General features: G+C 60.8%; 11 protein-coding genes and 1 tRNA gene. 7 read left to right on the forward strand and 5 right to left on the reverse strand.

Annotated elements, in window-relative coordinates; genetic code table 11:
* The first annotated feature begins 240 nt into the window (after positions 1-240).
* A tRNA-Pro gene (locus WAW39_RS24445) sits at positions 241-317 on the forward strand.
* Between the two features lie 497 nt (positions 318-814).
* On the opposite strand, the gene WAW39_RS24450 is transcribed toward WAW39_RS24445, so the two are convergent.
* On the reverse strand, positions 815-2,026 hold the full coding sequence (locus WAW39_RS24450) for an MFS transporter (RefSeq protein ID WP_422321778.1): 1,212 nt from the start codon (positions 2,024-2,026) through the stop codon (positions 815-817).
* Positions 2,027-2,050: 24 nt separating this feature from the next.
* On the reverse strand, positions 2,051-4,159 hold the full coding sequence (locus tag WAW39_RS24455; protein ID WP_422321779.1) for an alpha/beta hydrolase family protein: 2,109 nt from the start codon (positions 4,157-4,159) through the stop codon (positions 2,051-2,053).
* Between the two features lie 46 nt (positions 4,160-4,205).
* Between WAW39_RS24455 and WAW39_RS24460 the strand changes: the two genes are divergently transcribed.
* Positions 4,206-5,489: a Gfo/Idh/MocA family protein gene (locus tag WAW39_RS24460; RefSeq protein ID WP_422321780.1), complete on the forward strand. Its 1,284-nt coding sequence runs from the start codon at positions 4,206-4,208 to the stop codon at positions 5,487-5,489.
* 810 nt (positions 5,490-6,299) lie between these two features.
* On the opposite strand, the gene WAW39_RS24465 is transcribed toward WAW39_RS24460, so the two are convergent.
* Positions 6,300-6,491, reverse strand: a complete 192-nt coding sequence (locus WAW39_RS24465) for a hypothetical protein (protein ID WP_422321781.1) — start codon at positions 6,489-6,491, stop codon at positions 6,300-6,302.
* A gap of 265 nt (positions 6,492-6,756) precedes the next feature.
* Positions 6,757-7,074, reverse strand: coding sequence for a hypothetical protein (locus WAW39_RS24470; protein ID WP_422321782.1), 318 nt, complete (start codon positions 7,072-7,074; stop codon positions 6,757-6,759).
* A gap of 513 nt (positions 7,075-7,587) precedes the next feature.
* Between WAW39_RS24470 and WAW39_RS24475 the strand changes: the two genes are divergently transcribed.
* The 3 genes from WAW39_RS24475 (at position 7,588) to WAW39_RS24485 (ending at position 9,327) form a co-directional block, all read left to right on the forward strand.
* On the forward strand, positions 7,588-8,217 hold the full coding sequence (locus WAW39_RS24475) for a DUF3592 domain-containing protein (protein WP_422321783.1): 630 nt from the start codon (positions 7,588-7,590) through the stop codon (positions 8,215-8,217).
* Between the two features lie 35 nt (positions 8,218-8,252).
* The gene (locus WAW39_RS24480) at positions 8,253-8,576 is read left to right on the forward strand and encodes a hypothetical protein (protein WP_422321784.1); all 324 of its coding nucleotides are present in this window, start codon (positions 8,253-8,255) and stop codon (positions 8,574-8,576) included.
* A 103-nt stretch (positions 8,577-8,679) separates the two neighbouring features.
* Entirely contained in the window at positions 8,680-9,327 is a 648-nt protein-coding gene (locus WAW39_RS24485; protein WP_422321785.1) for a dihydrofolate reductase family protein, read from the forward strand.
* A gap of 388 nt (positions 9,328-9,715) precedes the next feature.
* Here the strand turns inward: WAW39_RS24485 and WAW39_RS24490 are convergent, their stop codons facing one another.
* Positions 9,716-11,845, reverse strand: a complete 2,130-nt coding sequence (locus WAW39_RS24490) for a right-handed parallel beta-helix repeat-containing protein (protein ID WP_422321786.1) — start codon at positions 11,843-11,845, stop codon at positions 9,716-9,718.
* 167 nt (positions 11,846-12,012) lie between these two features.
* Here WAW39_RS24490 and WAW39_RS24495 point away from each other — a divergent pair, with 167 nt between their 5' ends.
* Together WAW39_RS24495 and WAW39_RS24500 are read left to right on the forward strand one after the other, a co-directional pair.
* Positions 12,013-12,366: a hypothetical protein gene (locus WAW39_RS24495; protein ID WP_422321787.1), complete on the forward strand. Its 354-nt coding sequence runs from the start codon at positions 12,013-12,015 to the stop codon at positions 12,364-12,366.
* A 156-nt stretch (positions 12,367-12,522) separates the two neighbouring features.
* The gene (locus tag WAW39_RS24500) at positions 12,523-13,275 is read left to right on the forward strand and encodes a hypothetical protein (protein WP_422321788.1); all 753 of its coding nucleotides are present in this window, start codon (positions 12,523-12,525) and stop codon (positions 13,273-13,275) included.
* Positions 13,276-13,463 lie beyond the last annotated feature (188 nt).

A 13,463-nucleotide genomic window follows, 5' to 3' on the forward strand; every position in this document is an offset into this window, starting at 1 on the left:
ACGCTGCTCAGCACGACACTGCCGCTGAATCGTTTGGTGAGTTCCTGAATTGTGATCGTGACCATGCGGGTAAGCTCAGGTTCTAATTGAGCGGCAGGGCAATGGCAAGCTTTGCAGACATTCTCACGAGAACTCAACATCGCAGTTGCAAAGCCTGCGGCTCTGTCCAAAATGCACGTCCTCTCGCCAACCGGCAGCCACCTCAAAACGGCTCCGCTGGAGAGAACGTCAAACCTAGGTCGGGCTGTAGTTCAGCCTGGTAGAACGCTTGCATGGGGTGCAAGAGGTCGTGAGTTCGAATCTCGCCAGCCCGACCACGGTTTACGTCTCAGCGCCACAACTGGCGCTTCGGAGCGCGGACTTCAGTCCGCAGCTCTCCGCCGGAGCGCCAAGTTCTTAACAGCGAATCATTCCCTTCAAGCCGAGGATCCTCTTGTCTGCGGCAGGGAAGATGGCCAGCAAGCCCGTAGCACTGCGATTGTTAAGGACTCAAGCTAAAGCGGAAGTGTGCGTGTTTGCGGAGTGCTGCGGAATAAATTCCGCGCTCCGGCGATCCTGGTGCGTCAAGAAGACGCGGCTGTTTATCGGAGGCGAGGCATCTTAGGAGCGCGGAACTTTAGTCCGCAGCTCTCCGCCGGAGCAACAGGCTCTTAACGACGAACCATCCCCTTAAAGCCGAGGACTCTCTTGTCTTTGGCTGAGCAATGTGGTCAGCGCGCTCGTAGCACTGCGATGCTGAAGGACTCAAGCTAAAGCGGAGGTCTGCGTGTTTGCGGAGTGCTGCGGAATAAATTCCGCGCTTCGCCGTGCGCCGTCATGCTCCCCCGGACGCTTTCTTCGGCTCTCTGAAAAAGAGCAGGAAGACCACCAGCACAGTAACGGCGATCCATGCAGGCGTGGCCCAGATGGCGGACCAGTCGTGGGTGATGGCTCCTTTCGGCGCGGCCAGTTTGTGCTGATCCATGAAGTATCCGGCCAGGTAGGTGCCGACGAGGGAGCCGAAGCCCCAAAGGATGATGGCGATGAGGCCCTGTGCGGCGCCGCGAATGCGTTCGTTGGCTTCGCTATCGACGTACAACTGTCCGGCGATGAAGAGGAAGTCGTAGCAGACGCCATGCAGCAGGATGGCGCCGAAGATGAGCACGGTGCCAGTGCTGTCAGCACTGGCGCTGAGCATGAAGTAGCGCACGGCCCAAGACAGGATGCCGAGGAAGATGGTCTTCTTGTAGCCGAACTTGTTGAGCATCAGCGGCAGCAGCAGCAAGAAGACGATGTCGGAGACCTGGGCCAGCGTCATCTTCTGTGCCCAGTCCACCCACTGCAACTGGGTGAGGTAAGTACCCAGGTTTACGAAGTAAAAGTACAGCGGGATGCAGATAAGGAACATGCACAGGATGAAGATGGCAAAGGTGGGCTTCTTGAGCAAAGCCAGCGCATCCAGGCCGAGGACTTCGCTCAGCGGCACGTTCTGGCCTTTCTTCCTCGGCGGGGTATGCGGCAGCATCAGGGCAAACAGGCCAAATACCAGCGAGGTGCCGCCGGCGAGGTAGTATTGCAGCGCTGATTGCTCGCCCTTCAACTGGCTGATTGTCACGCCCCCGGCGATCCAACCCACAGCGGAGAAAATCTTCACGAACGGGAAGTCTTTCTTCGCGTCTGCCAGATGAGTCATGGAGATGGAATTGCCCAAGGCCAGCGTGGGCGCGTAGAGCGTGCAGTAGAGGATGAGCGTGGGATAGACGCTGCCGAAGGTCTTCAACTGCGGGACGTAGAACATCACCAGTCCGCCCGCGATGCCGAGCACCGCGATGATTTTCTCCGAGGCAAAGAAGCGGTCGGCGATCAACCCCACGATGAAGGGCGAAAGGATGGCACCCCAGGCAAAGGCACCATAGGTCGCGCCGATCTCGGTGCCAGTGAAGCCCAGCGTGCCGAGGTAGCTGCCCAGCGTCATGTACCAGCTGCTCCAGATGAAGTACTGGAGGAACATGAAGAGGGAGAGCTTGATCTTGAGGGAGGATTGCATGGTGTGCGCGTTGTGGGTAAAGATTCACTTCATGCCGTCGGCGGCGGACCAGGGCTCGATGAGCTGAAGGTTCTGCTTCTGAAGCGCCTGATAGCAGTCAGGTAAATCAAAAATCTGCAATACCTGCGGCAGCATGAAGGCCGTAGGCCATTGCTGGTCCTCGTGAGACGCGAGATCATGGAAGGAAGTGAGCGCATGCTTCAGCGTGACCTGCTTCAAATCGGGGCTGAGCACTGCGGCCAAGGCGGCAGGCAGAGCGCCCCAGCCTTGACCGGCGAGGTGGATCTCCGTGTGTCCCGCAGCAGCGAGAAGTTGCAAGACGCGCAGCACATCAAAGACGCGCTGGCCCAGCAGCGGGCGGTCGAGCATCTGGCTGTAGGCGGCGTAGAAGTAGTGGCTGCCGTAGAGGCCGAGGAATTGATTCGCACCGCAGGTGTCGGGCTGGGAGTCGCCAATGCCGCGCACATCGCAGGCGAAGAAGGCGGCGTCGGGTGCGGCGGCGATGAGTTCCTGCACGAAGGGATCGCTGCGCAGTTCCGCATCGGCCGAGCGGTGGGAAATGTAGAGCACAGCCTTGCTCTGCCCGCGAGGCAGGCGCGAGGTGAGGGCTTCAGGACTCAGACGCGTGACCAGCGCGTGAATCATCGGCTCCGTCTCCACGGCGTAGGTGCAGTAGCCTTTGGTGGGATACTTGCGTGAGCCGACGCTGCGCAGGATGCGGTAGTCGGGTGGTGATTCGGCGAGTGCAGGCAGCTTCAACACTTCACGCACAGCTTGTTGCAAAGCTGCACCGCTCAGCGGCTTGCGCTTGGCCGCCAGATCGTCCGCCTTCTCACGCGTGAAGCTCATCAGCGTGCGCGAGCCCGACTCCGCCACCTGTCCCTTGGGCGTGCAGAGCAGGTCTGCGTCTTTCTCGATCGTGATCGCGGGTTCGGCGGCTGCGGCGGGAATGCCGGTGGCTTTGCCAAAGAAGCGATACATCGCCTCGCGATTGGACTGAGTGTAGCCGTGCGGATCGGGGCCAATGTGAAGCTGAATGTTCTCCGGCTTGCCGAGCAAAGTGTAGAGTTTTTTCAGCCGCTCGTAGCTTTCCGTGGACCCGCGATTGTCGAAGAAGTCCTTCTCCTGCGCCAGGATGATGACCGGCTTGGGCGCCATGGCGGCGAGGAAGTCGCAGTGATCGAGATCCTGCGCGAGCACACGCGGCGGGCACTGCTCCATGTCCTGCGGCAGTTCGTTTTCGGCATCGCGGCGGAAGGTGGTGATGAAGCAGGAGGGCGCGCCCATGGTGAAGCGTGGCTCCAGCCCGCAGAGCCAGGTCGTCTGCGTGCCGCCGCCGGAGTTCCCGGTGATGCCGAGATGCTGCGGGTCAACCTCCGGGCGTGTGAGCAGGTAGTCCAGCGCACGAATCCCATCCCACACGAACCAGGTGCCGAGAAATTCGCCGACGAGCGCCTGCGGTGCGCCCATCTGATTGTGCTCCGTGGTGCCACCGCCGAGACGGGAGCCGAGCTTCTCATTCAAGTACTGAAACCGTTCGCCCTGGCCGACAGGATCAATGAGGAAGCAGACCTGTCCCTGCCGGGCGAGTCCCTGCGCGAAGCTTTGGTAAGCCTCCGCCGCCTTGCCATTGAGGGAGTGACCGCAGACGCCGATCACACCGGGCACCTTGCCCTTGCGGTTCGTGGGCAGGTAGAGATTTCCCGTGACCAGATAGCCGGGGCGGCTTTCAAAGACGATGTTTTCAATGCGGTAGCCATCGCGCTCCAGGGTCTTCGTCACCTTCGCATTCAGCGGTGTTTTTTCCGGCAGGGGCCCGAAGCACTGACGAATGCGTTCCTGTACCGACTTCACATAGGCCTCGGCATCCGCCTTGGTTTTCAGGGCCTCGCGGCGTGCATTGCCACGCTGCTCGGCGGCACGCACCTCGGCCACCAGCCACTCCTGCATCATGCGGGGGAAGCGGTTCAAGGCGGGGACGGCGGCCGCTGTGGCCGCCGGAGCTTTGGCGGCGGTTTGAGCCAGGGCGGTGCTCGTGCTGCCGAAGAAGGACTGGAGCACTGGCAGGCTCATCAGGCCCAGGCCGGTGGTTTGCAGAAAGTCACGACGGCGGGGAAGGTGAGTGGTGTCCATGAGAGGTAGCTTGATGAATATCGGAACCAATGTGCGTTTCTTTCCCATGCACACGCCTGCTACTCCAAATCGTCGTCAATTTCTCAGCACCGCCGTTCCTTTCATTGTCTCCGCCGCCACGCTTGGCCGTGCGGGAGCCGTCTCGCCGAATGAAAAGATTCGCCTCGCCTGCATCGGTGTAGGCGGGCAGGGGACGAGCAACCTGCGGGCGCTGATGGCGGATGAACGCGTGCAGGTCGTCGCCATCTGTGATGTGGACTCCCAGCACGCCGCTGCTGCCGCGAAGCTGGCCGGACTGCCCGAGGGCGCGATCTTCAAAGACTTCCGCGAGGTTTTGGCCCGCAAGGATGTGGACGCCGTGATGAACGCCACGCCCGATCACTGGCACTCCAATGTGGCCATCGCTGCGGCGAAGGCGGGCAAGGATCTGTATTCAGAAAAGCCGCTCGGAGCCAGCATCGTCGAAGGCCGCGCCATCTGCCGGGCGGTGGAGGAAAACAAGCGCGTGCTGCAGTGCGGCACCTGGCGGCGCTCCGGCCTGAAGGTGCGCATGGCCTGCGAGCGCGTGCGCAATGGCTACATCGGCCAGCTCAAGGAAATCGAGATCGGCGTGCCGGGGAAGTTTGCCATCCGTGGCGGCTACACCGGCCTGGAGGCCACCGAGCCCGTGCCCGCCCACCTGGACTACGCCATGTGGCTCGGCCCGGCGGCGGAGAAGCCCTACACGGCGGCGCGCTGTCATTTCAATTTCCGCTGGATCGAGGAGTACGCCCCCGGCTACATCACCGACTGGGGCGCCCACTTCCTGGATGTGGCCCAATGGGGTGCCGGCATGGACGAAACCACCCCCACTGAAGTCAGCGCCACCGAGGTGAAGCGCCGTGACAAGGGCATCTACGATGCCGCTGAGAGCTTCCGCATCGAGTACCACTACGCCAACGGCCTGCGCGTCGTCATGACCAGCACGGACGACAAGACCAAGTGGGGCACCAAATTCATCGGCAGCGAGGGCTGGATCTACACCGAGTCCGAAGTCCTCAAGGCCAGCGACGACGCCATCCTCCGCGTGAAACTCAAGGACAGCGACGTGAAACTCTACGAGTCCAAGAACCACCACCGCAACTTCATCGACGCCGTGTACTCCCGGGGCCGCACCGCCGCCACTGCCGAGATCGCCCAGCGCGCCGCCACCACCTGCCACATCGGTGCCATCTCCGCCGTGCTGAAGCGCCCGCTGAAGTTCGAGCCCAAGGCCGAGCGTTTCGAAAATGACGATCAGGCCAATCAGATGCTCCTCCGGCCGATGCGCGAAGCGTGGAAGATCGCGTGAGGGCAGGTGCAAAGCGGCCCCGTGGCGTCACAGCGCGGGGCCTTCTCTGAATCAGCAGCCCAAGGCGGAATTACCGGCTTGGGCTTGAGGCTGTGAATAGACTTAATCGCCACATTAAGAAGGACATACCGAATATTAACACATATTAATCATGTGTTAAGTGTGCGCTGGATAAGAGACGGCTTTGGCCATGCCTGAGCGGCGCGTTGCCTCAGACCAGACAGGCCAGAGACCCGTCCGCCAGCGACAGCCAGGACGGCAATCCTCCAGGACGAAGTGGAGATTAGCCTCCTGGCCTGATTGCGCCCTGAGGCGTCCCTCCTCCAGCTTCTGAAAAAGGCGGCCTTCATGCCGACCCTCGGCTGTGGAACATTGGAGCAAGGCACTCACAACGTGTCTTTCACCCCATGTAATCGACACATTTATAATTGTTTATGTTTATTTAACACATCTTAACCATGTATTCGAAAAGGCTCGGAAAATGATAAGAGCGGGCTAGGTTGATCTCTGAAAAGGCGGGGCAGGCAGCTTCAAACCAACCTTTCTCCCGGGATCGATGAACGCCCGCTCTGGAGGAGAGGGATCGTCCCGATCCCTCACGCTCTCACCGCACCCTGCGGGTGCGAACATCTCAAGCCTCTCCAAACTGGAGGCTCAAGATGCCCCCTCCGTGCAGAAAAAGGAAACGCCGCAGAGGGCTGCTTGCGTTGCCTGCTCTGCGGCGTTCCTTTGGCGGGTTGCCCATGGGGGATTTGGGCATGTGTCGGATCATGGAATTCGCCAGAAAGGCCCATGTCCGTGGAGGACTTGCTACTGGGCGTCGGTGTCTTTGGTTCCAGCCGGGAAGTCACGTTCATCGATCCTTAGCACCCAAGGGGCGGCAAATTCGGCCACCAAAGAATCTTCCCGGTAGAACTTGAACCATTCACCCTCCTTCTCCCAGCGGTCCGCAGGGATGAAGGATGCGCCTCCGATATTGAGAATTACTTTGAAGTTTTTCATGGGACGTATTCTCCTAACACCCATGAAATCGAAGCCTGGGGAGCAAGTTAGCGGGCGAAAACTTACGAAAGGATTGAACAGATTCCAGACATCCCCTGATGCCAGCCTGCTCATTTAAACAAGTCTGCGAATGCTCCAACCTGACCTCACGGGGAGAGGCAGGTCGAAGGATCGCCAGAGGCAAAGGGACAGCCGATGCCCGCTGCTGAGGCTCCGTATCAGGCTGTGGCAGCGTTACATCACCCAAGCCAGGTTTGGGTGATGTTCATGTCATGGCTTCCCAGACGACGACTTCGAAACGAAAACATTCCACACCGAGCGCCTTGGACAGCCCCGGTGACACCCTCACGTTCAGGACCACGTTCGACTTCTCCAAGAGCAGCTGGCAGCGTTCGGTTACAGAGATCGAAATCTTCGTTTGGGAGGGAATAAAATCCCCGCGAATCACCGGCGCTTCGCCCTTCGGATCAAAAATCACGGTTCCTTCCACCTTGTGAGAAGTGATCAAAATGGCTCTGGAGACAAAATGTCCGGCTTTGCGCAGTGATTCACGCAGTTTTTTGGTCAGGACTGAGTCGCTCATGAGTAGCTCAGGGTTCGGTAAGAAGTGGGCGCAGAATTCAAGCCTTTAGCGTAGCAAGATTTTCACCAGTCCTCGGTGTTTTAAATGAATTTTTTAGTCACATGCGACTTGAATGTGGAGAATAGCCGTCCCGGCTGTCTCCGGGAGACAGCGCCTCTGGCCTGTCCTTCCAGCCCACAGCTCCCGTTCGGTGTCAGAGCATTCACGCAACAAGCCAATACAGATAAGAACGCGGGAGCATCGTGGAGTGTGGTGGCAGAGAGGCAAGGCAGCTCCTTGCCTCGGCGACACCACCTTGGAACAGCGGAGGGGAGTTCTTGATCGCGCTGGTGCCATTCCATGCGGCAGAGCAGGGAGGCCTCGCTTTTGAAATCACAAGCCTCTTGCGCTCAAGCCGCCACTTTTGCTAGATTGGTGCCTTGGAGCAAGAAATCCGTCCGCCCGAAAAGCATTGGGACGCCCCCATCCCAATTGGTTCACCCGCCCCCTGTTCATCGAAGTCACAGCCTCTCCATGCGATACCTCCTCGGAATAGCCGTAGCACTCGTCTTTTTGGCCTTGTTCCTGGCGCTGCTCTTCATGATGCCCGTGGAGTTTGGTGTGTCCTCATGGCATCTGTGGCGGGCCGATGCTGCCACAAAGGGCCGGGTCATCTCCTCTGATTCGAAGAGCCATCGTGGCAACACGCGCTCCCTCATCCGTTACCGCTACACGGTGGATGGACGCAGCTACGAGAGCGACCGGGTGCGGGCAGGCTGGATCAGCAACAAGGCTTACGAGTACAGTGCCGGGGACCTCGCCAAGTCCCTGCGCCCAGGCAGTCAGGTCAGCGTTCGCTATGACTCCCATCATCCCGAGTTTGCCCTGCTTGAATATGGGTGGCCGAAGTGGAGCCTGGGTTTCAGTTTGATGGTATGGGGGATGGTGTTTGGAAGCTATGTTTTTGACTCCCAGGACCGCAGGCCAAACAGCCATGTGTTGTATGGTCTGACCCGTGGGATGTGCCTGCTGGGTTTCGTGATCATCTTCCTGCTCCCGCCGACCATTGAACCCAAGCGAGCCCTGCCCCTGCTGGGTGCCGGACTGGTGCTCAGCGTCGTGGCTGGACTTTACAGTCGATTACGTTACTCTCCGACAGCATGAGAGGCACTCATCCACAAGTTAGGCATTTAGGCATCATGCAGGCACTCTATATCATCCGTTTCGTTGCTCTGCTGCTGGTTCTGAGTAGCATTCCTGCGTGTCGCCCTACGCCGCTGGACAAGCGAGCGGCCGCTGATTGGTATTCGAGAAACGCTTCGATGGTGCGCTGGGTTGGTTATCAGGGGTCGGACCAGCATTTTCATCACTACATTGCTCGCGTCATGGACGATTGGACTTTCATCCAGATAAGGAAGGATGAGTTGGCAGAAGTCGATGAGCACCCTTATTCCACTGCATCGAGCGCGCCACTCTACTACTATCTCGTTGACCCGAGTCGAGATTACAGAAAGGTCGAATGAGGGCACGAGCTATCTCCATCTTGTTTCTAGTGCTCGCCTGCGGGTTACTCGTCGGTTTTGCCGCTCGCTCATCACGAACCAAACACCATCACCCTCCACCCCAATGACTAAACTCCGCGTCGAAAGCTTCACCCTTTCCCTTGATGGCTTCGGCGCAGGCCCGGACCAGAGTCTGGAGAACCCGCTGGGCATCGGCGGCACGGCGCTGCATGGCTGGGCCTTCCCGACACGCACGTTTCAGACGCAACTCTTCGGCAAGGACGGCGGAGAGACCGGGATCGATGACGACTTCGCGGCACGCGGTTTCCATAACGTGGGTGCCTGGATCATGGGCCGGAACATGTTCGGGCCCGTGCGCGGCCCCTGGCCGGATGAGAGCTGGCGCGGCTGGTGGGGTGACAACCCGGTGTATCACAAGCCCGTTTTCGTGCTCACCCATCACCCGCGTGCGCCCCTCGTCATGGAGGGCGGCACCACCTTTCATTTCATCACCGAGGGCATCCACGTCGCGCTGGAACGCGCCCGCGCAGCCGCCAACGGTCAGGACGTCCGCATCGGCGGCGGTGCGTCCACCATCCGGCAATACCTGCAGGCGCGGCTCATCGACGAACTCCATCTCGCCATCTCACCCATCCTCCTCGGCGCAGGCGAGCGCTTGTTCGAAGGCATCCACCTGCCGGATTTGGGATATAGCTGCACGCAGCATGTGGGATCGGAGCGGGCCACGCATATCGTGCTGACGCGCACGTAACACCTGCCAGCGCAAGCAGAGCAGCCTTGTTGCTGTGCAACAAAGAAGAGACCTCTCCATCACACTGACATCACGAGCCCTAGACACGCTTAAGTTGGCCAAGCAGGGAAGGGATGATCGGCTGCTCAACCTGGCAGCCCGGGCCCATTCCTGACCGGGCTGCTTTATGGCGTTGTGCGAAATTGATTTTCCCCAAAGCGAACGTGCAGACGCTCGACGGCGCTTGGAGGACCACGCGCCCTACCAGCCCTGCGCATGCGCAGGGCTGGTAGGGCTGGTTGTCCTCAACCAGCCGCTGTCGGAGCCCATGGTCCTCGATCAAGAAACAGCCTGCAAAACGGCAATGACTTTTGCGAAGCGCTCCAGTCTCCGCCCTTGGACCTTCCCCTCATTCACCCCCTGACACCGCCGGAGGGCGCACGGTGTGGCTCAGGGGCCAGGAGGCGCGTTCGGGGCTGGGGTAGGGGCCTATTTTCTCCAGCGGGATGGACTTGAAGCCGAGCTTCCAGGCCGGGGAGTTCTCCTTGAGCTGAAAGTCTCCCTGTGCGGCATTCACAAAGCGGGGGTCCGCATCGATCAGATTGTTCTCAAAGGTCACCAGCGGTTTGGCCACGTTGGCCAGACTGCTCCACACGCCGCCCACGCAGATGTTCCGCGCAATGAGGTGGCCCTTCGGCAGCATCGGCTCGTCATCGAGAAGGGTCACCAGTCGGGGGTATCTGCCGGCCCACAGCTCGCTTTTGTAGGGCATCTGATCCAGCTTGGCCTTCAGGCGGTCAAACCACACAGGGCCGCGTGTGGCCACCTCCACCGCAGGCTGGCAGTCCACGAAAACGTTGTTGGTGATGCTGCAGTCCCGCCCGCAGGTGGACACCGCCGCCTTCGTCGCCTTGGCTGAGTTTTCGATCTTGTAGAAGACATTGCCGGTGATCTCCGTGCCGCTGTTCATGTCATCCAGATACACGCCCAGGCAGCCGCGCCCATCCAGGCCGCTGAGGTGGTGCAGGTAGTTGTGGCGGATCACGGTGCCGCGCTCCGTCCAGTCCTCTCCCGCGTAGATCGCGCCACCGTCATTGGCCTCGTAGCACACGCTGTGGATTTCGTTGAACTCGATGCGGTGGTCGTTGCCGGTCCACCACAGGGCCTGATGCGGGGCGTTGTCGATCAGGTTGTGGCTGGCCACATTTCCCACGCCGTTGATCTTCAGCGCCGGCTTGGTCATGCGCTTCCAGCGCGAGAAGTGGTGGACGTGATTGTTGTCGATCACCAGATTGCCCGGCGTCAGCGTCTTGCGGTCTCCGCCGGTGAGGTGGATGCCGCCGTAGCCCAGCTCTGAGAGATCGCATCCGGCGATCCGGCAGTTCTGCCCCCGCAGATCAATGCCCCAGCGGCCCGCATTGCGGACCGTGCAGCCGATGATCTGGACGTGCTCCACGTTCTTGAGCAGGATGGCCGTGCCCTGGCAGGCTTCAAAGATGAGTCCGCGAAAGCTCACGTGCGCGAGGTCGTGCATGAAGAGCAGGGTGGGCGCGATGGACACCACCGCCTTGCCCTGGCTGAGAGGTGCGGGCGGCCAGAAGTAGAGGATGCCGGTATCGCGGTCATGGTACCACTCGCCTGGGCTGTCCAGCTCCGGCAGCAGATTGAAGGCATAGTAATGCTGGCCCTGCCGGTAGCCTTTGGCCGGGTAGGGCGGCGCCAGCGTGATGACATGGCGGCCCGCATCGATCGACTCGATGGGCTGGCGCGCATCGTTCCACTCCCAATACCAAGAGCCGTGGAGCCAGGCGTCTTTTTCGTGAACCCACCGGCTGGGGCGGTCGCCCTCGTAGACGATGCGTCCTATCTTGCTGACCCTCAGGCCTCCGCGCGCCGTCTCCGCCTGATCATCATCCACGTCTTTGATCCGTGTGGGTCCATCATTGGGCCAGCGCGCCAGCGTCATGACCTTGTCCTGAAAGAACAGCTCCAGGCGGTCATGGTTCTCATCATCCAGCCCCACCGCCGAGCCCAGCTTTTTGACCCCGAGGGCGTTCAAGTCTGCCTGCAGCACCTGCGGCCGCGCCGCCTCGTCCATGCGTTTCAGGACCTCGGAATCCGTCACCGGCTTGAAGTCTTGGATCTCCACTCCACCCGTGATCCGCACCACCTCGCCTGCCCGTGCCTGCCACACGATGGGCGCGGCCTCCGTGCCTGAATCCTCCGGCTCCAGCAGCAGGTTGGCCGTCAGAGGATACACCCCGCCGCGAATCTCCACCACGATGCCACCCGCCGGCAGCCCCAGAGTCTTCCTGAGCTTGCGGATCTCATTGCGCGCCCGGCCCAGCGTGGCAAAGCAGCCGTCCGTCTTCGCCGCATTGGGCGCGTCCAGCGTGCCGGACCACGCATCATTGCCATCCGGTCCCACATGGAGCGTCAGGGCAGAGCCCGGCGTGGCCCACGCCAGCGCCACCGCAAGGATGGCCGCCCTGAGGGGAAATGACCGATGGGAAATCTGGAGCGCAGCGGGGAATTTCATGGGTGGAGTCATACGAACCCTCCCCGGCCTTTTGTGGCCGAAACTGCCCGCGCCTGCGCTTTTGGGCGGCAGCCAGTCTAGACCACCAACCGGCAAGGGGAAGAGCAGGCGAGTCGGACACAAAACCCCTTGCATGGTGGACCTATATCATGCCTTGATGTGTCCCCATGAGCGACGAAGCAACGCGGCGGGAAATGAGTCTCCAGTTTGTGGCGAAGCTTAAAGGCGACCCTTTGGAGAAGCGCTGCGCACGGGCCACGCTGTGGTGCAGTGGCGACCTTCCGCCGGCCAGCGGAGAAATCCTCTGTGAGCCCTCCCTGGATCAGGTGACCCAGGGTCTGTTCGAGCCGGACAACTCAGCCTCCTTGGAAACTCTGGCATCCACAGCCCTCTACCTTTCGCTGGAAGTTCCGCATCTCCTGCCCATCCGCGTCACGGAGATTCACCCCGATTGTGAAGACCCCCATTTTCACTTTGAGGTCACCGGCCCCGCCACCAAGCTGCGTTTGCCGGAGGCGTAAGCGCGAGCTCCAACGCGGCTCATCTGGCTGGGAGACCTGCACGCCTGGAAAGCCCCCCGGCTGCATCGGGTTGGGGTGCTCACCCCATGGCGAGAAAGACGGTGGCTGGTTAGTCTTGAACTGAGGGCAGTGTGAATCTGCCTTCGTTCCCGACTTATGAAATCCCATCCATTGATCCTCCTTGCTGCGGTGCTGGTCTGCTACGGCCCTGCCGCCGCCCAGAGCGGCATCCCACGCGCCTTGGAATATCAGACCAAGGCGAGTGAGACGAGCACGGTGCATGACGGCATCGTGTTCTATCGCGGCCAGACCTACCTCATTCGCCACAGCCGTGCGGCGCTGGTGGATGTCACCTTGGTGCCGAGGGGCCAGGTGCTGACCGCAGAAGGGCGGCTCGTGGCGCTGCCGTCCGATTTCGCCAATGCCACCACCCCGACGCTGCGCGAAGGGCTCTTCGCCGTGCTAGGACAGGCTTATCTGATCCGCCACGGCCGCATGCAGCGGGTGAATGCAGAGCTGGTGCCGGCAGGGCAGGTGCTGACGGCGGAGGGCCAGCTCGTGCCGCTGCCTTTGGATTTCAGTGGTTTTGTGCTGGATCGTGCGCCGGATGGCACGGTGCTGCAATCGCCGCTCGTCCAGGCGGAGCCGCAACTGCTCTCGAGGCATGCCGGTGTGCCGCAGGTGCCCACCGTCATCCCCAAGGCAGGCCCGCAGACACCCACAGTCATCCCCCAGCGCACGCAACGCAGGTTCACGCCGATCAGCCTTGATTTGCCACAAATCGTGGCAGGCCCGGCAGCCGATTTGCCACGCATCGCGGCAGCCCCAGTCGCCCCGATAGCCGAGGAGATCCGCGCCGCAATGCCACTGCCGGCGAACCTCCTCCCGCCAGCACCCCCAGCCAAGTAAACCCCGTGGTGCGCCCGGATGAAAAGAGGTGGCCTTTCCTTTCTCTGAATGCCTTTCAGCGAGTGCCCATGAACTGCAGCCCCATGGGCTCACCAGCGATCATTTCAGAGAGAGGCTCAGGGTCACAGGGTCATTTCAGGTTCACCCATTGGTCAGGTTCAGGTTCACAGGGTCACGACCTATATATA

It is taken from the genome of Prosthecobacter sp., from assembly GCF_049294395.1.
Classification (GTDB): domain Bacteria; phylum Verrucomicrobiota; class Verrucomicrobiia; order Verrucomicrobiales; family Verrucomicrobiaceae; genus Prosthecobacter.